This is a genomic window from Microcella sp. (genome assembly GCF_030645145.1).
Taxonomy (GTDB): domain Bacteria; phylum Actinomycetota; class Actinomycetes; order Actinomycetales; family Microbacteriaceae; genus Microcella.
Genome location: NZ_JAUSMI010000148.1, coordinates 1 through 18,637, shown reverse-complemented (window position 1 = coordinate 18,637; position 18,637 = coordinate 1). Strand labels below are relative to the sequence as shown.

General features: G+C 72.0%; 18 protein-coding genes and 2 tRNA genes. 9 read left to right on the top strand and 11 right to left on the bottom strand.

The genetic code is table 11. The features are described from left to right. From Q7T15_RS10090 to Q7T15_RS10065, 6 genes are all read left to right on the top strand, one after another. On the top strand, positions 1-730 hold a 730-nt coding region (locus Q7T15_RS10090), incomplete at its 5' end, for a hypothetical protein (protein WP_304695874.1). Beyond that, complete coding sequence (locus Q7T15_RS10085) at positions 727-1,038, top strand: hypothetical protein (RefSeq protein WP_304695872.1); 312 nt, start codon at positions 727-729, stop codon at positions 1,036-1,038. The genes Q7T15_RS10090 and Q7T15_RS10085, both read left to right, overlap by 4 nt. Positions 1,039-1,155: 117 nt before the next feature. Next, positions 1,156-2,052 carry an ABC transporter ATP-binding protein gene (locus Q7T15_RS10080; RefSeq protein ID WP_304695870.1) on the top strand — a complete coding sequence of 299 codons (897 nt, stop codon included), beginning with the start codon at positions 1,156-1,158 and terminating at the stop codon, positions 2,050-2,052. Then, positions 2,049-2,927: an ABC transporter permease gene (locus tag Q7T15_RS10075; protein WP_304695868.1), complete on the top strand. Its 879-nt coding sequence runs from the start codon at positions 2,049-2,051 to the stop codon at positions 2,925-2,927. The genes Q7T15_RS10080 and Q7T15_RS10075 overlap by 4 nt, the downstream gene beginning before the upstream one ends. Positions 2,928-2,939: 12 nt before the next feature. Next, positions 2,940-4,163 (top strand): sensor histidine kinase, encoded by a 1,224-nt coding sequence (locus Q7T15_RS10070; RefSeq protein WP_304695866.1) that lies wholly within the window; start codon positions 2,940-2,942, stop codon positions 4,161-4,163. Continuing rightward, positions 4,160-4,777: a response regulator transcription factor gene (locus Q7T15_RS10065; RefSeq protein ID WP_304695864.1), complete on the top strand. Its 618-nt coding sequence runs from the start codon at positions 4,160-4,162 to the stop codon at positions 4,775-4,777. The genes Q7T15_RS10070 and Q7T15_RS10065 overlap by 4 nt, the downstream gene beginning before the upstream one ends. 6 nt (positions 4,778-4,783) lie before the next feature. On the opposite strand, the gene Q7T15_RS10060 is transcribed toward Q7T15_RS10065, so the two are convergent. The 4 genes from Q7T15_RS10060 to Q7T15_RS10045 all read right to left on the bottom strand — a co-directional run bounded on the left by Q7T15_RS10060 (position 4,784) and on the right by Q7T15_RS10045 (position 7,763). Next, entirely contained in the window at positions 4,784-5,905 is a 1,122-nt protein-coding gene (locus tag Q7T15_RS10060; protein WP_304695861.1) for a UDP-N-acetylmuramate dehydrogenase, read from the bottom strand. 14 nt (positions 5,906-5,919) lie between these two features. Then, a complete protein-coding gene (locus Q7T15_RS10055) occupies positions 5,920-6,333 on the bottom strand; it encodes a MaoC/PaaZ C-terminal domain-containing protein (RefSeq protein ID WP_304695859.1) in 414 nt (137 codons plus the stop codon). Then, positions 6,330-6,779 carry a MaoC family dehydratase N-terminal domain-containing protein gene (locus tag Q7T15_RS10050; RefSeq protein WP_304695857.1) on the bottom strand — a complete coding sequence of 150 codons (450 nt, stop codon included), beginning with the start codon at positions 6,777-6,779 and terminating at the stop codon, positions 6,330-6,332. Before Q7T15_RS10050 ends, Q7T15_RS10055 begins: the two co-directional genes overlap by 4 nt. Before the next feature lie 99 nt (positions 6,780-6,878). After that, positions 6,879-7,763, bottom strand: coding sequence for a phosphotransferase family protein (locus tag Q7T15_RS10045; RefSeq protein ID WP_304695854.1), 885 nt, complete (start codon positions 7,761-7,763; stop codon positions 6,879-6,881). Between the two features lie 405 nt (positions 7,764-8,168). On the opposite strand from Q7T15_RS10045, the gene Q7T15_RS10040 reads away from it, so the two are divergent. After that, positions 8,169-8,816: a hypothetical protein gene (locus tag Q7T15_RS10040; protein ID WP_304695852.1), complete on the top strand. Its 648-nt coding sequence runs from the start codon at positions 8,169-8,171 to the stop codon at positions 8,814-8,816. Positions 8,817-8,879: 63 nt separating this feature from the next. Then, entirely contained in the window at positions 8,880-9,512 is a 633-nt protein-coding gene (locus Q7T15_RS10035; protein ID WP_304695850.1) for a LysE family translocator, read from the top strand. A gap of 41 nt (positions 9,513-9,553) precedes the next feature. On the opposite strand, the gene Q7T15_RS10030 is transcribed toward Q7T15_RS10035, so the two are convergent. The 6 genes from Q7T15_RS10030 to Q7T15_RS10005 form a co-directional block, all read right to left on the bottom strand. Next, positions 9,554-9,627 (bottom strand) — tRNA-Met (locus Q7T15_RS10030). A gap of 33 nt (positions 9,628-9,660) precedes the next feature. After that, positions 9,661-9,732, bottom strand: a tRNA-Thr gene (locus Q7T15_RS10025). A 93-nt stretch (positions 9,733-9,825) separates the two neighbouring features. Next, positions 9,826-11,688 (bottom strand): glycoside hydrolase family 13 protein, encoded by a 1,863-nt coding sequence (locus Q7T15_RS10020; RefSeq protein WP_304695848.1) that lies wholly within the window; start codon positions 11,686-11,688, stop codon positions 9,826-9,828. A gap of 10 nt (positions 11,689-11,698) precedes the next feature. Further along, positions 11,699-12,703: a sugar ABC transporter permease gene (locus tag Q7T15_RS10015; RefSeq protein WP_304695846.1), complete on the bottom strand. Its 1,005-nt coding sequence runs from the start codon at positions 12,701-12,703 to the stop codon at positions 11,699-11,701. Position 12,704: 1 nt separating this feature from the next. After that, positions 12,705-14,327, bottom strand: a complete 1,623-nt coding sequence (locus tag Q7T15_RS10010) for an ABC transporter permease subunit (protein WP_304695844.1) — start codon at positions 14,325-14,327, stop codon at positions 12,705-12,707. Between the two features lie 109 nt (positions 14,328-14,436). Then, positions 14,437-15,690 carry a maltose ABC transporter substrate-binding protein gene (locus Q7T15_RS10005; protein WP_304695842.1) on the bottom strand — a complete coding sequence of 418 codons (1,254 nt, stop codon included), beginning with the start codon at positions 15,688-15,690 and terminating at the stop codon, positions 14,437-14,439. Between the two features lie 251 nt (positions 15,691-15,941). Between Q7T15_RS10005 and Q7T15_RS10000 the strand changes: the two genes are divergently transcribed. Then, a complete protein-coding gene (locus Q7T15_RS10000; RefSeq protein WP_304695840.1) occupies positions 15,942-17,639 on the top strand; it encodes a glycoside hydrolase family 13 protein in 1,698 nt (565 codons plus the stop codon). A 69-nt stretch (positions 17,640-17,708) separates the two neighbouring features. Here Q7T15_RS10000 and Q7T15_RS09995 read toward each other — a convergent pair. Continuing rightward, on the bottom strand, positions 17,709-18,637 hold a 929-nt coding region (locus tag Q7T15_RS09995; protein WP_304695838.1), incomplete at its 5' end, for a M23 family metallopeptidase.

Here is an 18,637-nt window from a genome sequence, read left to right as displayed (position 1 = left end):
CCGCCGCCAGGCCGAGGCCGACCGCCTCGCCGCCGAGCGCCGCGCGCGCGTCGCCGAGTATGAGCGGCAGCGCCAGCTGCGCCGCCGCACGCGCTCGCACCCGCTCTTCACGCTCGCGGCCATCGGCCTCGCGCTCATCGCGGGCGCCGTCACGACGCTCACCTCCGGCGGCACCGAGATCGAGCGCGGCGACGTCGTCCTCGGCTTCGCGGTCGCGGTCGGCGTGCTCGGGCTCGCGATCATCGTCAACGGCGTCATCGGCAAGCGCTCCGGCGGTTCGACCGCCGCGGCGATCGTCGCCCTCATCGGGCTCGCGATCGCCGGGGCCTCCCCCGGCGCGGGCAGCGACCTGCGCTTCGTCGGGTCGGGCGAGTACGCGCCGCTCTACACCGACGACGACGACCAGGCCTTCGTCGTCGGAGCGGGCTCGACCACGGTCGACCTCTCCGACTACTGGGACGGCACGCGCTCCGGCGCCGGGCTCGAGGGCGTCATCACGATCGTCGCAGGAGCCGGCGACGTCACCGTCGTCCTGCCCGAGCAGGGCGCCGTCGAATGGGAGATCGTCTCCGGCGCCGGCGACGCGACCCTCGTCGAGGGCGACGAGTCCCGGACGATCCCGCGCGAGAGCGGGCTCGACTCGCCCGACGGCGGCGACCGCGTCCTGACGCTCGAGGTCATCTCGGGCGCCGGCGACATCCTCTTCACCACGGAAGGAACGGACCGATGAGCACCGACACCCCCTACGGCCATGGCGCCTCGAGCGTCGACCTCGAGCCGCTGCGACCGCGCGTCTCGACGATCATCTGGGGCGTGATCCTCGTCGGCATCGCCGCCCTGGCCCTGCTCGCCGAGCTCGGCTGGCTCGACGAGCTGCCCAACGGCTCGGTGCCGATCATCCTCGTCGCCGGCATCGGCGGGCTTCTCGTGGTCGGGGCGATTATCGGGGCGGCGACCTCGGGGGCACGGCGCGAGAGCCGGGCATCCGGCACCGCGACGACCACCACGAGCGCCGCCTCGAGCACCACCGGCGACTGACCGCGGCACCGACCGCGCACCGCCGCCCTCGCGGGCGGGGGCCTCCACCGATCGGTGGAGTCGACGACGGGCCGAACGGCCGTTGCCGACGGGGCCCCCGCCCGCGAGACTCATGCCATGACCACTCCTCAGAACGTCGTCGAGGTGCGCGACCTGCACAAGACCTACGGCGACACGGCGGCCGTCGACGGCGTGAGCTTCGACATCCACCGCGGCGAGACCTTCGCCCTCCTCGGCCCCAACGGCGCCGGCAAGTCGACCGCGATCGAGATCCTCGAGGGGTACCGCCGACGCACCTCGGGCGAGGTCCGCGTGCTCGGCGCCGACCCCGAGAAGGCCGGCCTCGACTGGAAGGCCCGGCTCGGCATCGTCCTGCAGAGCTCGGGCGAGGTCGGAGCGGTCACCGTGCGCGAGCAGCTGACGCACTTCGCCTCGCTCTACCCGAACCCGCGCGACGTCGACGAGGTCATCGCCGCGGTCGGCCTCGAGGAGAAGGCCGGGGCGCTCATCCGCAAGCTCTCGGGCGGTCAGCGCCGCCGCGTCGACGTCGCCGTCGGCATCATCGGCCGGCCCGAGCTCCTCTTCCTCGACGAGCCCACGACGGGCTTCGACCCCGAGGCGCGCCGCAGCTTCTGGGCGCTCGTGCGCCAGCTGCAGAGCGAGGGCACGACGATCCTCCTCACGACCCACTACCTCGACGAGGCGGCGCAGCTCGGCGACCGCGCGGGCGTCATCGCGAGCGGCCGCATGGTCGACCTCGCGCCGATCGACGAGCTGGGCGGGGCGGATGCGCGCATCCCGATCGTCCGCTGGGTCGAGCAGGGCGGCGCGCGCGAGGAGCGCACGCACGCCCCCGCCGCCGTCGTCGCCGCGCTCGTCGCGCGGCTCGGCGGCGAGCCCGAGGGCCTCGAGGTGATCCGCCCGAGCCTCGAGGACGTCTACCTCGACCTCGTCGGCCACGAGCATGCCGACCACCTCGTCGCCCCCGACACCCTGACGGAGACCCGCGCATGACCGCACCGACGACCGCGACCGGCGCGACCGGCGCGCGCCCGGCATCCCCCGCCCTCGGCTCGCCGCTCGCCCGCACCCTGCGGCTCGGCGTGCTGCGCATCGGCTACGAGGTGCGCGCGTACTTCCGTCAGGGCGACACCGTGTTCTTCACCTTCCTCTTCCCCGTCGTCATGCTCACGATCTTCTCCGTCTCGTTCAGCGAGGCGAGCTTCGGGCAGACCGCCGACGGCGACGACATCACCGCCGCGTGGTTCTTCCTGCCCGCGATGCTCGCCGCGGGCGTGCTGCTGAGCGGGCTGCAGAACCTCGCGATCGACATCGCCGCCGAGAAGAGCAACGGCACGCTCAAGCGCCTCGCCGGCTCGCCCCTTCCGGTCGTGAGCTACTTCATCGGCAAGATCGGCCAGTCGGTCGCGACGGGCGTGCTGCAGGCGGTGATCCTGCTGCTGCTCGCGTTCACCGTCTTCCAGGTGCCGCTGCCGGAGGAGCCCGCGCGCTGGGGCGACTTCGTCTGGATCTTCCTGCTCGGCGTCATCACCTCGGCGATCCTCGGCATCGCGCTGTCGGCCGTGCCCCGCAGCGGCGAGTCGGCGACGGCCGTGGTCATCCCGATCACGCTCGTGCTGCAGTTCATCTCGGGCGTCTACCTGCGCTTCAGCGACCTGCCCGACTGGCTGCAGAGCGTCGCCTCGATCTTCCCCCTGAAGTGGATGGCGCAGGGCATGCGCAGCGTGTTCCTGCCCGACGAGCTCGTCGTGCTCGAGCAGAACGAGAGCTGGGATCAGCCGGGCATCGCGCTCGCGCTCGCCGTCTGGCTCGTCGCCGGGCTGATCCTCACGCGGCTCACGTTCCGCTGGATCCGCCGCGACTCGTAGGGCGAGCCGGTCATGAACGAGCGATCGGATGCCGCGGGGAGCCTGACCTGGTGGGATGCGGCCGTCATCGGGGTCGCCGCCCTCCTGGCCGTGCTGCTCGTCCTGCAGACCGCCGAGCCGTGGCGACTCGCGACGGGCGGATCGGGGCTCGCGCTCCTCGTCGTCTCGTGGCTCACCCTCGGGCGCCGCGGCCCCGCGGCGCCGACCGCGCCCTGGTTCGTCGCGCTCGCGGCGCTCGCCGCGGGCATCGCCGTCGCCGGGTACCCGACGCTTGCGATCCTCCAGGTGGTCGTCTACCCGATCGCCTGGGTCTACGCCCCGACCGTGCGGCGCGCGATCGTGCAGAACATCGCCGTCGCGATCGCCGTCGGCGTCGGCTTCCTCGTCTCGCTCGGCACCGAACCGGAGAACCTCGCGCAGACCGCGTTCACGATGACGCTCTCGCTCGGGTTCAGCCTCGCGATGGGGCTCTGGATCAGCCGCATGACCGCGCTCGGCGAGCGCAACGGCGCCCTGCTCCGCGAGCTGCAGGGCGCGCAGGAGCAGATCGCCGCCCTCAACCGTGACGCCGGGGCCGCCGCCGAGCGCGAGCGACTCGCCCGCGAGCTGCACGACACGATCGCCCAGGACCTCACGGGGCTTGTCCTGCTCGCCCAGCGCGCCCGCCGCACGGGCGGCGACCCCGAGGTGCTCGCGCTCATCGAGGACGTCGCGCGCGAGACGCTCGGCGAGACGCGCGCGCTCGTCGCCGCGGGCGCTCCCGTCGCCGGGTCGGCCGGCCCGATCGGCGTCCCCGAGGGGGAGTCGCTCGACCTCGCGGGGGCGCTGCACCGCCTCGCCGAGCGGTTCGAGCGCGAGACCGGGGTCGTCGTGGCGGTCGCGGTCCTCGACGGCGAGTCGGGCGACCCGGCCGGGCGGCTCGCGCTGCCGCGCGACGTCGAGGTGGTCGTGCTGCGGTGCGCGCAGGAGGCGCTCGCTAATGCGCGGAAGCATGCCAGGGCATCCCGGATCGAGGTGTCGGTGACGCGCACCGCGGAGTCCGTCGCCCTGCGCGTGACCGACGACGGCATCGGCTTCGACCCGGCGGGCGCGCGCGACGGATTCGGGCTGCACGGCATGCGCGACCGGCTCGCGCTCGTCGACGGGGTCTTCTCCGTCGACTCGTCACCGGGGCGCGGAGCGGTGCTCACGGCGAGCGTCCCCCTGCGCTCGGCGGCGGCGGAGGCGGGCGCGTGATCCGCGTGCTCGTCGCCGACGACCACGCCGTCGTGCGCGCCGGCATCGTCGCTCTGCTCGACGACGTCGACGGCATCGAGGTCGTCGGGCAGGCCGCCGACGGGCTCGCCGCGGTCGAGGAGGCGCGGCGCCTGCGCCCCGATCTCGTCGTCATGGACGTGCGGATGCCCGGTGCGACGGGCGACGTCGCGACGGCGCGCATCCGCGCCGAGCTGCCCGGCACGCGCGTGCTGATCCTCACGACCTACGAGTCGGATTCCACGATCATCGCCGCGATCGAGGCGGGCGCGAGCGGCTACCTGCTCAAGGCCGCCCCCGCGGAGGAGCTCGTCGAGGGCGTGCGCTCGGTCGCGCGGGGCGAGACGGCCCTCTCGCCCGCGATCGCCGCGCAGCTCGTGGCCCGACTGCGCGCGCCCGCCGCGGCCGAGCTCACGCCGCGCGAGCTCGACGTGCTGCGCCTCGTCGCCGCAGGCTGCTCGAACCGCGTCATCGGCGAGCGCCTCTTCATCGGCGAGGCGACCGTCAAGAGTCATCTGCTGAGAGTGTTCGAGAAGCTCGGCGTCCACGACCGCACGCGCGCGGTGACCCTCGCGATGGAGCGCGGACTGCTGTAGTCGGGCCTACAGATCGAGGTTCACGAACACCGGCTCGGGGTGCAGCACGACCCCGAACTCGCTCATGACCCGCGTCTGGATGTACCGGGCCAGCTGGGCGATCTCGCCCGCCGTCGCGTCGCCCGTGTTGATGAGCGCGAGGGTGTGCTTCTTCGACACGGCGGCGCGCGACCCCGGCAACGCGAAGCCGCGCGTGATGCCGGCGTGCTCGATGAGCCAGGCGGCGCTGAGCTTGACATCGTGCGAGGCGGGTTCGGCCGGGGGCGCGGGCTCCGCGCCGAGCGGCACGGCGAGCGCGGGCGGCTCGGGGGCGAGCGGCCAGCGCGGGGAATCCGTCGGCAGCGTGCGCGCGAACGCCTCGCTCACGATCGGGTTCGTGAAGAACGAGCCTGCGCTCACCGAGTTCGGGTCGGCCGCGTCGAGGACCATGCCCTTGCTGGCGCGCAGCGCGAGCACCGCAGCCCGAACGCCGACGAGAGGCGCGCGCTCGCCGATCGCGACGCCGAGCGCTTCGGCGAGCTGGGCGTACTGCACCGGCCGGCTGCGGGCATCCGCGTTCTGCTCGAGGGCGAGGTCGACGCTCAGGACGACCGCGCGGGTTCCGCCGTGCTTGAGCACGCTCGTGCGGTAGCCGAGCTTCAGGTCGGGCGCCGGGATGACTCGCCGCTCGCCGTCGTCGTCGAGCACCTCGACGGCGATGAGGCTCTCGGCGACCTCCTGCCCGTAGGCGCCGATGTTCTGGATCGGGGCTGCGCCCGTCGACCCGGGGATGCCCGACATCGCCTCGAGCCCCGCCCACCCGTTCTCGACGGTGAGGGCCACGAGCGCCTCCCAGCCTTCGCCGGCCTGCACGCGGAGGCGGATCGGGCGGCTCGAGCCGGGCGCATCGGGCAGTCGCTCGACGCCGCGGGTGGCGATGCGGATGACCGTGCCGTCGACGCCCTCGTCGCCGATGACGACGTTCGAGCCGCCGCCGAGCACCATCCAGTCGTCGAACCCGGCCTGCGCCTCGCGCACGGCGTCGACGACCTCGTCGATCGTCGCGGCCTCGACGAAGCGCGCGGCGGGGCCGCCGACGCGCAGGGTCGTGTGCGCGGAGAGCGGCTCGTTCTCGCGGGTCGTCGTCATCGTCGGGGTGTGGGTCAGAGAGCGGTGACGCGCAGCTGCGCCTTGCCGAGCACGGTCTGCTCGCCGACCGTCGCGGTGAGGTCGATGCGGGCTCCGGCGTCATCCAGCGCCCCGACCTTTGCCGCGACCGTCACGACGGCGCCGAGCTGCGGGTCGACGACGACCGGGCGCGTGAACCGCACCTGGTAGTCGCTGACCCAGCCACGGGCATCCAGCCAGTCGACGACGGGTTGCACGGCGAAGCCCATCGTCAGCATGCCGTGGGCGAGCACGCCCGGCAAGCCGACGGCGGCGGCCACGTCGTCGCGGTAGTGGATGGGGTTGAAGTCGCCGCTCGCGCCGGCGTAGCGCACGAGGGTGTCGCGCGTGAGCGGGAACGAGCGCTCGGCCACGACCTGGCCGACCTCGAGACCGTCGAGCAGGCTCATGCGTCCTCCCCCCGCACGACGAGCGTCGAGATGCTCGTGACGACGTGCGCTCCGTCGGCGTCGACCATCGCGGTCTCGCTCGTGATCATGCTGTTGCCGCCGAGCGACTTGATGCTCGTCACGCGCAGCGTCGCCGTGAGCTCGTCGCCCGCGACGACGGGGCGCGAGTAGGTGAAGCGCTGGTCGCCGTGCACGACGCGGCTGAAGTCGATGCCCGCGTCGGGCTCGGCGAGCAGCTGCGCGAGCGTCGCGTCGGCGACGACGATCGGGAAGGTCGGGGGAGCCACGACGTCGGCGAAGCCCGCGGCGCGCGCGGCCTCCGGGTCGTGGTGCAGCGGGGCCGTGGCGAGCACGGCGCGCGCGAACTCGCGCACCTTCTCGCGCCCCACGAGGTAGGGAGCGACGGGCGGGAAGTCGCGCTCGGTCAGAGCGGGGTTCACGGGCACCGGCCCAGTCTAGGCGGGGCGCGCGCGGCGGGCTCGGGACGGCGCCGATCGGCGAGGGGCCGACGATCAGGCGACGGATGCTCGGCGCGAGCCGAGCCGTCAGTACAGCGTCTCGCCCAGCAGCCGATCGAGCATCTCGCGCCCCTGGGCGGCGAAGGCCAGGTCGTCGTGCTCGAGCGCCCACGCGATCGTCGCGATCGCGCTGACCGCGTGGAAGGCGTGCAGCACGGCGTGGTCGCGCTCGTCGGGGCGGCGGCCGTAGCCGTCGAGGAAGGACTCGCGCAGCAGGGGGGCGTCGAGCCACTCGCGCTGCTGCAGGCGGAACAGGTCGACCGCCCACGGCTCGAACTCGACGGCGGCGAAGTCGATGAGGCGCACGTGCCCGTCGGGTCCGAGCATCCAGTTGCGGGAGGAGTTGTCTCGATGCGCCGGCACCATCGCCAGCGGCCCGAGCTCGAGCGAGGTCGCCGCGATGCGCCGAGCGATGTCGAGCTCGGCCGCGCTCGCGGCATCGCCGATGCGGTCGGCCCAGTAGGCGAACTTCGACATGACGGCGTCGCCGAAGTGGTCGTTGGCGATCGCGGGGGTCGAGTCGTGCAGGCGGCGCAGGACCTCGCCGGCCCGCACCTGCACGACCGGGTCGTGCTCGGCATCCGAGCCCTCGACGAGGGCGCCCGGCACGCGCGACAGGATCAGCAGCTGCAGCCGGTCGTCGCTCGCGACCAGGCGGGGGGCGTCGCCGCCGAGCGCGGGCACGTAGAGCTGGTACGCCGAGAGCTCGCGGTGGTAATTGCGGCCGCCGCGATGCCACTTCGCGATCGCGTGCTCGTCGCCGCGCGTGCGCACCTCGAGCACCCGAGCCTCGCCGTGCGCCCACGAGCGGTCGGCGACGACGTCGACGGGCCCGAGCACGCGGTGCACGTGGTCGAGCGCCTCGGCATCGGAGGCGATCTCCTCGACGACGCTGTCCGGGGCGCGGTACACGGCGGGCTCCTTCTTATACGGACGAAGCCCCGGTCACCGATTAGGTGAGCCGGGGCTTCGTGGAGTCAATGACCGATGACTACTGGCAGCTCTCGCACTGCAGCATGTCCATCGGGTCGACGGGCACCGCGTAGCCGCCGACGGTCTCGTTGTCGTTGTCCATAGCGGACCTCCTGTCGAATCGTTCTCCGGCCTGCCTGGCCGGTGGAGTCACACTATATAACGGGAATGACAGGGATGTCATTCCCCTACATCTAGTGTTTCGGCGTGTCGCGCGACATTTCTCGGATGCCCGCTCCCTGCGCGCGCGCAGGCGGCGGCCCCGCGGTCGCCGTAGCCTGGATGCGCCGCGGATGATCCCCGCGGCTCCCCCGGGCTGACGCCCCGACAGACGTGAAGGCCGCCATGCGCTTCTGGTCCCGCCGCGCCGCGCGCGATGAGGCTCGACCGCGCCGTCCGCGCCCCTTCGAGACGCTCGACAACCTCGACCACCTCGTCGACGAGGGCCACCTCGTGGCGCTCGCCGCGGTCCGCCTGTCGACGAAGAACGAGATCGTGCTGCGCACGCTGCGCGACGGCGGATCGTGGAACGAGGACGACGGCGTCGCGATGGCGCAGCGCGCCGTCGACGCCCTGCTCGTCGAGCTCGGCGCCACGGCGCACCGGCTCGCGCAGGAGACCCAGCGCGCGACCCCGATGCCGCTGCCCGACCCGGATGCGCCGGGCGCGCGCCGCCCGGGCCGCGCCGAGCGCGCTCGACTCGCGCGCCTCCGCAAGCACTTCGAGCGCCAGCGCGAGGAGTCGGAGCGCCTGAGCGCCCGCACCCGCACGATGCGCGGCGTCATGGACCGCCTCCGGACCACGCGGCAGGACGACGAGACGCTCCGCGAGATCGCCCTCCGCGCGCGCGACGACACCCTCGCCGAGCTCGTGCAGGCCCGGCTCATCCCCCGCCGCGCGATCGTGCGCCAGACGGAGGAGGAGCAGCGCGAGGCGATCGCGGGCGTCAAGGCCGACCTCGCCCGACTGCTCGAGGAGCACGAGGGGTACTGACCGGCGGCGCACCGGCCGCGGCGACGCGCCGGCCCGGCCCGCCGCGGCGCTAGCATCGCGATCGTGAGCGCGACCGAGGCCCTGTGGCAGTTCGCGATCGTCGCCGCCCTCCTGACGATCACCCCGGGCATGGACTCCGCGCTCGTCCTCCACGCCGCCATCCGGCACGGCCGCGGCCCGGCGTTCGCCGCCGGCGCCGGCATCTGCCTCGGCGCTCTCGTCTGGGGCATCGCCGCCGCCCTCGGTCTCTCGGCGCTCTTCGCCGTCTCGGCGGTCGCCTTCACGGTGCTCAAGGTCGTCGGAGCCGCCTACCTCATCTTCTTGGGGGCGCGGATGCTGTGGTCGGCATTCCGCCCCGGCCACGCGCTCGTCGTGACGGGCACGATCGCGGCGCCGGGCATCCGCGCCGCCGCGACGAAGGGGCTGCTCACGACGCTCCTCAACCCGAAGGTCGCGGTGTTCTACGTCGCCGTGCTGCCGGCGTTCCTGCCCGCCGACGTGCCGGCGGCGCTGTTCGGGGCGGCGCTCGCGAGCATCCACGCGGTCGAGAGCGCGGTGTGGTTCACGGTGCTCATCCTCGGCGCGCAGGCGCTGCGGCGCTGGATGGCGCGCGAGTCGACGCAGCGCGGCATCGACGTCGTGACGGGGCTCGCGTTCGTCGGATTCGGCGCCGCGCTCGCGTTCACCGAGCAGTAGCCCGCGCCGTGCACGAACGCGCGACGCGAGTCGAGAAGGAGTAGCGAGGGCGGGACTCGAACCCGCGACACCACGATTATGAGCCGTGTGCTCTAACCACCTGAGCTACCCCGCCGGGCAGGCCTCCGGCGCGAACCGGAAGTACCAGAGCCCCGAGTCAGGATTGAACTGACGACCCCTTCCTTACCATGGAAGTGCTCTACCACTGAGCTATCGGGGCGCTGCCGAGACCCTACCGGGCTTCGGCACCAGAGAAGATTAGCACCCGTCGGCGCACCATCCGAAACGCGGTCGGGCCGCGCGCGGGCGCGCGTCAGCGGGGTGCGGGAACCTCCTCCGAGCCGAACGCGGGGAGGGCCACGCCGGGCAGCGACCACGCGGTGAAGGACATCCCTCGCGACCGGATGCGGCCATCCGCGAGCGCGCCATCACCGGTCGCGCGCACGGCGTCGCCGGCGATCGCGGAGGCCGGGAGCGCGATGTCGGCGTCGGCGCGCGCGGCGCAGACGAGGATGCTCTCCTCGGCCGTCTCGCGCACGAACACGAGCGCGTCGGCGGAGGCGTGGAGCCAGCGCATGCCGCCGTGGCTCAGAGCGGGGTGCGCGCGGCGCAGGGCGATGAGCTCGGCGTACAGGTCGATCGTCTCGGCGTGCTCGTCGACGCGGCTCCACGGCATGGTCGTGCGCGAGTGCTCGCCGTTCGTGCCCGTGTGCCCGAACTCGTCGCCCGCGAACACGACGGGGATGCCCGGCACCGTCATCGACAGCCCGACCGCGACGCGCACGGCGCCGGGCCGCGCCCACGTCGCGAAGCGCGCGGTGTCGTGGGTGTCGAGCGCGTTCATGGTGCACACGCGCGTGCGCCACGGGAAGGCCGCCGTGAAGCGCCGGTGCGACTCGTAGACCTGCTCGCCCGACCACTGCGGGATCTCGGGGTACGGCAGCCCGAAGAACCACTCGCTCGAGCCGGGCTCCGACAGCCAGGCCCAGATCGGGCGCGTGAAGCTCGGGTAGGTCATCGCGCCGTGCCACGCATCGCCGGCAAAGTCGCTCGCGGCGTCGTTCGTCACCTCGGCGAAGAGCACGGTGTCGGGGTTCGTCTCGATCATCGTGCGGCGGATCGTCTGCCGCACCTCGGCGTTGAGATCCTGCTCGCGGTAGCGTCCGGTCATGTTGGCGACGTCGATGCGCCAGCCGTCGAGCGAGAACGGCGGCTGCAGCCACTTCGCGACGACCGAGTCCTCCCCCTCGATGAAGCGGCGCCGCAGCTCGGGCGATGACCAGTCGAACTTCGGCAGGCTCGGCACCCCGAGCCACGACACGTAGTCGAGCTGGGCGTCGTCGAGCCACAGGTAGAAGTCGCTCTCGGGGGCACCCGGCTTGCCGCGCGAGGCGACGAACCACTCGTGCGCGTCGCCCGAGTGATTGCTCGTGAGGTCGCCGATGACGCGGATGCCGCGCGCGTGCGCGGCCTCGACCAGACGTACGAGGGCGTCATCGCCGCCCAGCACCGGGTCGACGTGGTGGAACGAGTGCGCGTCGTAGCGATGGTTCGACCGGCCGGGGAACACCGGCGTCAGGTAGAGCAGCGTGACGCCGAGCCGCTCGAGGTGGTCGAGGTGCTCGACGATGCCGTCGAGATCGCCGCCGTAGTACTGCACCGGAGTGGACGCGCCGCGCCCGATCGGCTCGTCGTCCCACTCCGCGGGCTCGGCCCACTCGGGGATCGGCCGCGCGTCGGCCGCCGCCGAGCGCGCGAACCGGTCGGGGAAGACCTGGTACATCACCTGCTCGGGCGCCCACGCGGGCGGGGGCGCGTGCGTCACGAGCCGGAAGTCGTCGTCGTCGCGCGGCTCGATGTCGCTGAGCCCTGCGCTCGTCAGCCACTGCACCGTGCCGTCGCCGCGCCCGATGAGCCAGCGGTAGCCGTGCACGGGGTTCTCGACGAGCAGCTCGGCCTCCCACCACTCGGCCTCGGGCGTCGCGGCCACGCGCGCGGCCTGCGACCAGCGCGGCTCGTGATCGGGATTGGAGCGCGCGGTCACGGCGGCGACCGGTCCGTATTCGCGGGGGATGCGCATCCGCACCCGCACCGCCTCGCCGAGCTCGGGAGCGGGCGTGGAGACGTAGAGCGATGACCCGTCGTGGTGGGGCTCGCTCGCGAGATCGCGCGTCACCGGAGCGGGCTCACTTCACCGAGCCGGCCGTGAGGCCGCCGATGATGTACTTCTGCAGGTAGAGGAACAGCGCCATGACGGGGATCGCCGCGAGCACCGCGCCGGCCGAGAAGATCGCCCAGTTGCGCGAGGTCTCCTGCGAGACGAACTGGTAGAGGCCGACCGCGAGGGTCTGCGTCTGCGGGTCGGTGAGCATGATCGAGGCGATGACGAACTCGCTGAAGGTGCCGATGAACGACAGCAGTCCGACGACGGCGAGGATAGGGGCGACGAGCCGCAGCACGATGCCGAAGAAGATCTGCGCGTGGCTCGCGCCGTCGAGCTTCGCCGCCTCGTCGATCGAGACCGGGATCGTGTTGAAGAACCCGTACATGAGGTACGTGTTCACGCCGAGCGCGCCGCCGAGGTAGACGAGGATCAGGCCCGACTGCGTGCCGATGCCCACCTGCGGGAAGATCTCGCCGATGCCCGACATGAGCAGGAAGATCGCGACGACGCCGAGCAGCTGCGGGAACATCTGCACGAGCAGGAGCGTCAGGAGGCCGACGCGGCGGCCCGTGAACCGCAGGCGCGAGAACGCGTACGCGGCGAGCGCGGCGAGGAAGACCGTGCCGGCCGCCGTCACGAGTCCGATGACGAGCGAGTTGAGGAACCACGCCGCGTACGGCTGCTGCGGACGCTGGAACAGCTCGACGTAGTTGCTGAAGTCGACGACGCGGAACAGCTGGTTCGAGCCGACGAGCGTGCCCGTCGGGTTGAGCGAGGCCGAGAGCACGTAGAGCAGAGGGAAAGCCGCGAAGACGAGCATGACGACGCCGATGAGGTGGCGCCAGCCGGTGTCGGCGAACCAGCGCCCGAAGGAGCGGCGCCGGCGCGTCGGGAGGACGCGGCCGTCGGCGGTCTGGACTGTGCGCGGAGCGCGGCTGGCGCGGTCGGTCGCTCCGCTTCCGGCGACGAGCGGATTGAGGCGATCGCCGATCTCGGCGCCCTGCTGGGTGTTGAACGGGTTCGTCATGTCAGTTCAGCTCCTCGAGGGCCTTGGTCTGGCGGAAGGAGATGATCGAGACGGTCGCCACGATCAGGAAGATCAGGATCGCGAACGCGCTCGCGAGCCCGTAGTCGCGGCCCGTCCCCTCGCCGAACGCCACCTTGTAGACGAGCGTGATGAGGATGTCCGTGGCTCCGGCATCGACGCCGGCCTCGATATCGCGCGGCCCGCCGCCGGTGAGCATGTAGATGAGATTGAAGTTGTTGAAGTTGAACGCGAAGCTCGAGATCAGCAGCGGGGCGACCGAGACGAGCAGCAGCGGGAACTTGATGAGGCGGAACACCGCGAAGGGCTTCGCTCCGTCGACCGTCGCGGCCTCGCTCAGCTCCTCCGGGATCGACTGGAGTGCTCCCGTGCAGATGAGGAACATGTAGGGGAAGCCGAGCCAGAGGTTCACGAACAGGATGCTGAACTTCGCCAGCCACGGATCGGTGAGCCATGGGATGCTCGCACCCCCGAGCAGCACCTGGTTGAAGAACCCGAACTGCTCGTTGAAGAGGCCGAGGAAGACGAGCGCCGACAGGAAGCCGGGGAACGCGTACGGCAGCACCATGATGACGCGGTAGATCTTCTTGCCGCGCATGTGCGGGGCGTTGAAGACGATCGCGAGGAAGAGGCCGAGGACGAAGGTCGAGGCGACCGAGAGGATCGCGAAGGCGAAGGTCCAGAGCGTCACGCTCAGGAGCGGCCCGCGGATGTCCTCGTTCGTGAAGGCGCGCTGGAAGTTCTCGAATCCGACGTCGATCTTCCAGCCGGGCTGCAGCTCGCGGCCCGCCTCGTTGACGAAGGAACCGTCGCCGCCGTCGACGTAGACCTCGCCCCCCGTGGTGTCGGTGAAGGTGTCTGCCGTCTCGTCGTAGACGAGGTCGGAGGTGTAAACGTAGGCGCTCGAGCCGTCGGGCGTGCGCAGGGCCCCGTCGTTGGGGTCGTCGCTGAGCGGAACGCTGAGGTCGACGACGATGCTCTGGTTGGCGAGGAGGTCGCCGAAGCCGAGGCTCGTCCAGCCCGCGACCGAGACGGCCTTGCCGGTGCTGTCCTCCTCGGCGTCGACCTCCTCGAGAGGCTGCTCGGGGGTGCCGAGAAGGGTGTCGCCATCGGGGTCGGTGACGAGGAAGCCGTACGTCCCGAACTGCTCGACGACCGTGAGGCGGTAGGTGGGGGAGTCGGGGACGCGCGTGAGGGAGTTCGCGATGATCGACTCGATCGCGTCCTCCTTCGTCGAGTTGTGGCCGTCGCCGTAGTTGGTGAAGGCGATGTAGCCGCTGTAGCCGACGACGAAGATCTGGAAGACGGCGAGGAAGAAGACGCCGGGCGCGAGGTACTTGGCCGGGAGCCAGCCCGGCCGGAGGTAGATGACGTTGATGATCACCGTCACGACCGCGGCGATCGCGAAGACCAGCCACTCCTCGCGCATCACGAGGATGAACATCGCGAAGAGCGCGATGGCGTCGACGATGCCGAGCAGCGCGATCTTGATCAGCAGGCCGCGCACGGTCTGAGCGTGCGATCGAGCCGCCGTCCGAGGGCCGGACGGCCGGGCCGCGGGCGGCGCGAGCAGGGGCTGCTGGGCGCCGGGGGTCGTGTTGCTCATGAGGCTCCGAGGGGTCGGGGGTCCGATTCGCGAACGTGCCGGGAGCACGACCCCGACCCTTGCGGGCGGAGCGGCTCCCGGCACGTCATGGTGCGGAAGAGGCGGGCGGTCAGCCCGTGATCTTGCTCTGGATGCTCTCGACCATCGCGCGCCACAGCTCGACCGGGTCGCCCTGGCCGTTGATGATCGCGACCTCGGTCGAACCCCAGTCGGACCACACGACGTCCATCGCGGGAACGTTCGGCATCGGCACGCCCTCGGCGCCCACGGCGCCGAACGCGGCGACGTCGGCGTCGGACTGCGCGGCCTCGAAGGCGCTCAGCAGCGCGGGAGCGCGGCCGCCGACCTCGTAGAGGGCGGTCTGGACCTCGTCGGTGCCGACGTAGTTCACGAGGAACTCGTTGGCGGCGAGCTGGTTCTCGCTCTCGCTCGAGATGTAGAAGCCCTGCACGCCCACGAACGGCGTGGCGGTCTCGCCACCGGCCGAGGGGATCGGGTCGATCGCGTAGTTGATGCCGGCCTCCTTGATGGCGGGCAGGTTCCACGGACCGGTCAGGAAGTAGCCCGACTTGCCGGCGACGAACTCCTCCCGGGCGATGTCGCCCGAGATGTTGGTGTTGAGGATGCCGGCCTGGCCCCACTCGCGCAGCTTGACCGCGAAGGCCTCGCCGCCCTCGTTGCCGAGCGCGAGCGTGGTCGGGTCGTAGGTGCCGTCAGCGGTGATCTCGAAGACCGGGGCGCCGAACGAGGCCTGCAGCGGGTACAGGTGGTAGGGGTCGGCGGCTGCCGGGTCGAGGCCCACGAGGAAGGGGTACTCGGCGGCGCCCTCGGCGACGGCGGCCTGGCCGGCGGCGATGAGGTCGTCGAACGTCTCGGGCGCCTCGGGCGCGATGTCGACGTTGCGCACGAGCGCGATGTTCTCGACCGAGTACGGGAGGCCGTAGGTCTGGCCCTCGTAGCTCATGGCCGCGACGGCGACGTCCTGGAACTCGGAGGCCTTGTCGCCGAGCTCGAGCGGCGAGACGACGCCGTTCTGGACGAGCTTGCCGAGCCCGTCGTGCGCGCCGACGATGATGTCGGGGCCGTTGCCGGTGGGGGCCTGCGTGATGAACTCGTCGCGGATCGCGCCGAAGTCCTTCGTCACGAGCTCGACGGAGACGCCGCGCTCATCCTCGAACGCCGCGGCGGCGTCCTCGAGGACGCCGGCGCGGTCTGCGTCGACCCAGACCGTGAGCGAGCCCTCGAACTGGGGCTCCTCCGAGCCCTCGCCGGGCTCGCCTGCGGGTGCCGTGCACCCGGCGAGGACGATGGCCGACATGGCCAGAGCCCCCGTGATCGTGAAGCTGCGTGAGGTCACCTTCATCGGTGTTCACCCTTTCGTGTGCGGACGGCCTCATCGCCGGACGCGCTGCCGGCACCCGTACGGGAACGGGCGCCTCGCCCAAGAGGCCATTCTCTTGATGTGCCTGCATCTGCAAGCGCTTCCATTAGAGCAGGTGTCTGACTTGCCCACAACTCCCCAGTTCTGCGCGCTACTTCCGGGAATCGCTCAGCGAACGCCAGGGTTGAATGCAAACGCTTCCATTTTGGCGGGGGTGACGTAGGGTTTTATGCATGTCCACCGACACCACCCCTACCACCACACGCTCGGACGCGCGCGAAGCGTCCACACCCGGATCGGAATGGTGGCGCTCCGCCGTCATCTACCAGATCTACCCGCGGTCGTTCGCCGACGCATCCGGTGACGGCATCGGCGATCTCGCCGGCATCACCGAGCGCCTGCCCTCCCTCGCGGCGCTCGGCGTCGACGCCGTCTGGCTCTCGCCGTTCTTCCGCTCGCCGCAGAAGGACGCCGGTTACGATGTCGCCGACTACTGCGACGTCGACCCGATCTTCGGCACGCTCGCCGACTTCGACACGATGCGCGACCGCGCGCACGAGCACGGCCTGCGCGTCATCGTCGACCTCGTCCCCAACCACTCCTCGAGCGAGCACCCGTGGTTCCAGGAGGCCCTCGCGGCCGCCCCGGGCTCGCCGGAGCGCGACCGTTACATGTTCCGCGACGGCACCGGCGAGAACGGCGAGCTGCCCCCGAATAACTGGCCCTCCGTCTTCGGCGGCGCCGCCTGGACCCGCGTGACCGAGCCCGACGGCCGGCCAGGCCAGTGGTACCTGCACATCTTCGACAGCTCGCAGCCCGACTTCAACTGGGAGAACCCGGTCGTCTGGGAGGAGTTCCGCCGGATCCTGCGCTTCTGGCTCGACCGCGGCGTCGACGGCTTCCGCGTCGACGTCGCCCACGGGCTCATGAAGAAGGAGGGCCTGCCGGACATCGCCGAGAAGTCCAGCGGCGACGGCATCGCCGACGCGCTCATGGCCCCGGAGGAGGTGCCCTACTGGGCGCAGCCCGCCGTGCACGAGGTCTACCGCGACTGGCACCGCGTGCTCGCCGAGTACCCGGGCGACCGCGTGCTCTGCGCCGAGGCGTGGGTCGAGCCGCTCGAGAAGGCCGCCCTCTGGGTGCGCCCCGACGAGATGCACCAGGCGTTCAACTTCAGCTACCTCAGCACTCCGTGGAGCGCGCCGAGACTGCGCGCCGTCATCGACGAGTCGATCGCCGCCTTCACGGGCGTCGGCGCGCCCAGCACGTGGGTGCTCTCGAACCACGACGTCGTGCGCCACGCGAGCCGCTACGGCCTGCCCGAGCACACGGCCGGCCCGAACGCCGGCATCGGCCCGAACTCGCCCGACAAGCCCGATGTCGAGATCGGTCTGCGCCGCGCGCGCGCCGCGACCGCGCTCATGCTCAGCCTGCCCGGCAGCGCGTACCTGTACCAGGGCGAGGAGCTCGGGCTGCCCGAGGTCATCGAGCTCGATGACCACGTGCGCGAGGACCCGACCTTCCACCGCACCGGCGGAGAGGCCTACGGCCGCGACGGATGCCGCGTGCCGATCCCGTGGGAGGCCGACGCCCCCGCATTCGGCTTCAACGAGACCGGTTCGAGCTGGCTCCCCCAGCCCGAGGTCTTCGGCGAGTACGCGCGCGACCGCCAGGAGGGCGTTGCCGGCTCGACGCTCGAGCTCTACCGGTCCGCGCTCGACATCCGCGCCGAGCGCGAGCTCGGCCTCGGCTCGGTCGAGTGGCTCGACGGCTACGGCGAGGACGTCGTGGCGTACCGCAACGGCTCGCTCACCGTCCTCGCGAACCTCGGCAGCACGCCCGTCGAGCTGCCCGCCGGCGACGTCCTGCTCGCGAGCGACGCGATCGACGGCCGGGCCGTTCCCGCCGACACGACGGTCTGGATCGCCTAGCCGGGCGACGCGGCGAACGAGAGAAGGCCCCGGAGGGATCCGGGGCCTTCTTCGTGCGTTCGGGAGTCGCTAGCTCGCGTTGGTGGTGAGCCAGGCGAACGGGTCGACCGGGATGCCGTCGAGGCGAACCTCGAGGTGGAGGTGGGGGCCGGTCGACGCACCCGTGTTGCCGACGAGTCCGACGAAGTCGCCCGCGGCGACCACCTGACCCGGCACGAGCGGCGAGCTGCCGGACTCCATGTGGGCGTAGAGGGTCGTGACCTTCTGGCCGTTGACGACGTGGTCGATGAAGACGTGCGAGCCGTATGACCACCCCTCCTGCAGATCGGAGACGACGCCGTCGGCGACCGCCTGGATGGGCGTGCCGTAGCCGGGTGTGAAGTCGGTGCCGCGGTGGTAGCTCGAGCAGCCGCGGCACGGGGCGACCCGGTCGCCGTAGCCGGAGCTGATCGTCGTCGCGAACGGGAACGGCCAGCGCACCGCGCCGGTGCCCGAGGTCGTGTAGGTGAAGTCGCGGTTGCCGTACTTCGCGCGGAGGATCTCGGCGTAGGACGTGACCGACCAGTCGTCACGGCTCGCGACCGGTGCGGCTGCGGTCGCCGCGGCGTTCATCTCGAGCACCTGGGCGGGCTCGGTCGACTTCTCGGCGGCCGCGCCCGTCGCGATCGCGCTCAGGTTCGTCGAGGCGGCGACGTCGCTCGGGCGGAAGAGCGCGTTCGCGGGGACGGTCGTGCCGATGAGCAGTCCGGCGACGGCGAGCATGACGGTCGGCGGCAGGGCCCGCTGAGCGATGCGGCGCATCATCGGGACGCGCGAGGGGTGCACGCCGTGCCTCATCGCCGGACGCGAAGCGGGGCGCTCGACGGCGCGGTGCGCGCGACGGCCGGCGGGTGCCGCAGCCGCGGCTGCGACGGGCGCGGAGGAGGAGGTCGCCGTGGCGGCCGACGGAGCGGGGACGGCGGGCGAGACCGCGGGAGCGGTGAAGGCAGGGACGGCGG

What these genes read in the sequence shown, in the direction of transcription:
- Q7T15_RS10085 (WP_304695872.1), top strand. Translation starts at nt 727, where the DNA reads ATGAGCACCGACACCCCCTACGGCCATGGCGCCTCGAGCGTCGACCTC.
- Q7T15_RS10080 (WP_304695870.1), top strand. Translation starts at nt 1,156, where the DNA reads ATGACCACTCCTCAGAACGTCGTCGAGGTGCGCGACCTGCACAAGACC.
- Q7T15_RS10075 (WP_304695868.1), top strand. Translation starts at nt 2,049, where the DNA reads ATGACCGCACCGACGACCGCGACCGGCGCGACCGGCGCGCGCCCGGCA.
- Q7T15_RS10070 (WP_304695866.1), top strand. Translation starts at nt 2,940, where the DNA reads ATGAACGAGCGATCGGATGCCGCGGGGAGCCTGACCTGGTGGGATGCG.
- Q7T15_RS10060 (WP_304695861.1), bottom strand. Translation starts at nt 5,905, where the DNA reads ATGACGACGACCCGCGAGAACGAGCCGCTCTCCGCGCACACGACCCTG.
- Q7T15_RS10055 (WP_304695859.1), bottom strand. Translation starts at nt 6,333, where the DNA reads ATGAGCCTGCTCGACGGTCTCGAGGTCGGCCAGGTCGTGGCCGAGCGC.
- Q7T15_RS10040 (WP_304695852.1), top strand. Translation starts at nt 8,169, where the DNA reads ATGCGCTTCTGGTCCCGCCGCGCCGCGCGCGATGAGGCTCGACCGCGC.
- Q7T15_RS10015 (WP_304695846.1), bottom strand. Translation starts at nt 12,703, where the DNA reads ATGACGAACCCGTTCAACACCCAGCAGGGCGCCGAGATCGGCGATCGC.
- Q7T15_RS10010 (WP_304695844.1), bottom strand. Translation starts at nt 14,327, where the DNA reads ATGAGCAACACGACCCCCGGCGCCCAGCAGCCCCTGCTCGCGCCGCCC.
- Q7T15_RS10005 (WP_304695842.1), bottom strand. Translation starts at nt 15,690, where the DNA reads ATGAAGGTGACCTCACGCAGCTTCACGATCACGGGGGCTCTGGCCATG.
- Q7T15_RS10000 (WP_304695840.1), top strand. Translation starts at nt 15,942, where the DNA reads ATGTCCACCGACACCACCCCTACCACCACACGCTCGGACGCGCGCGAA.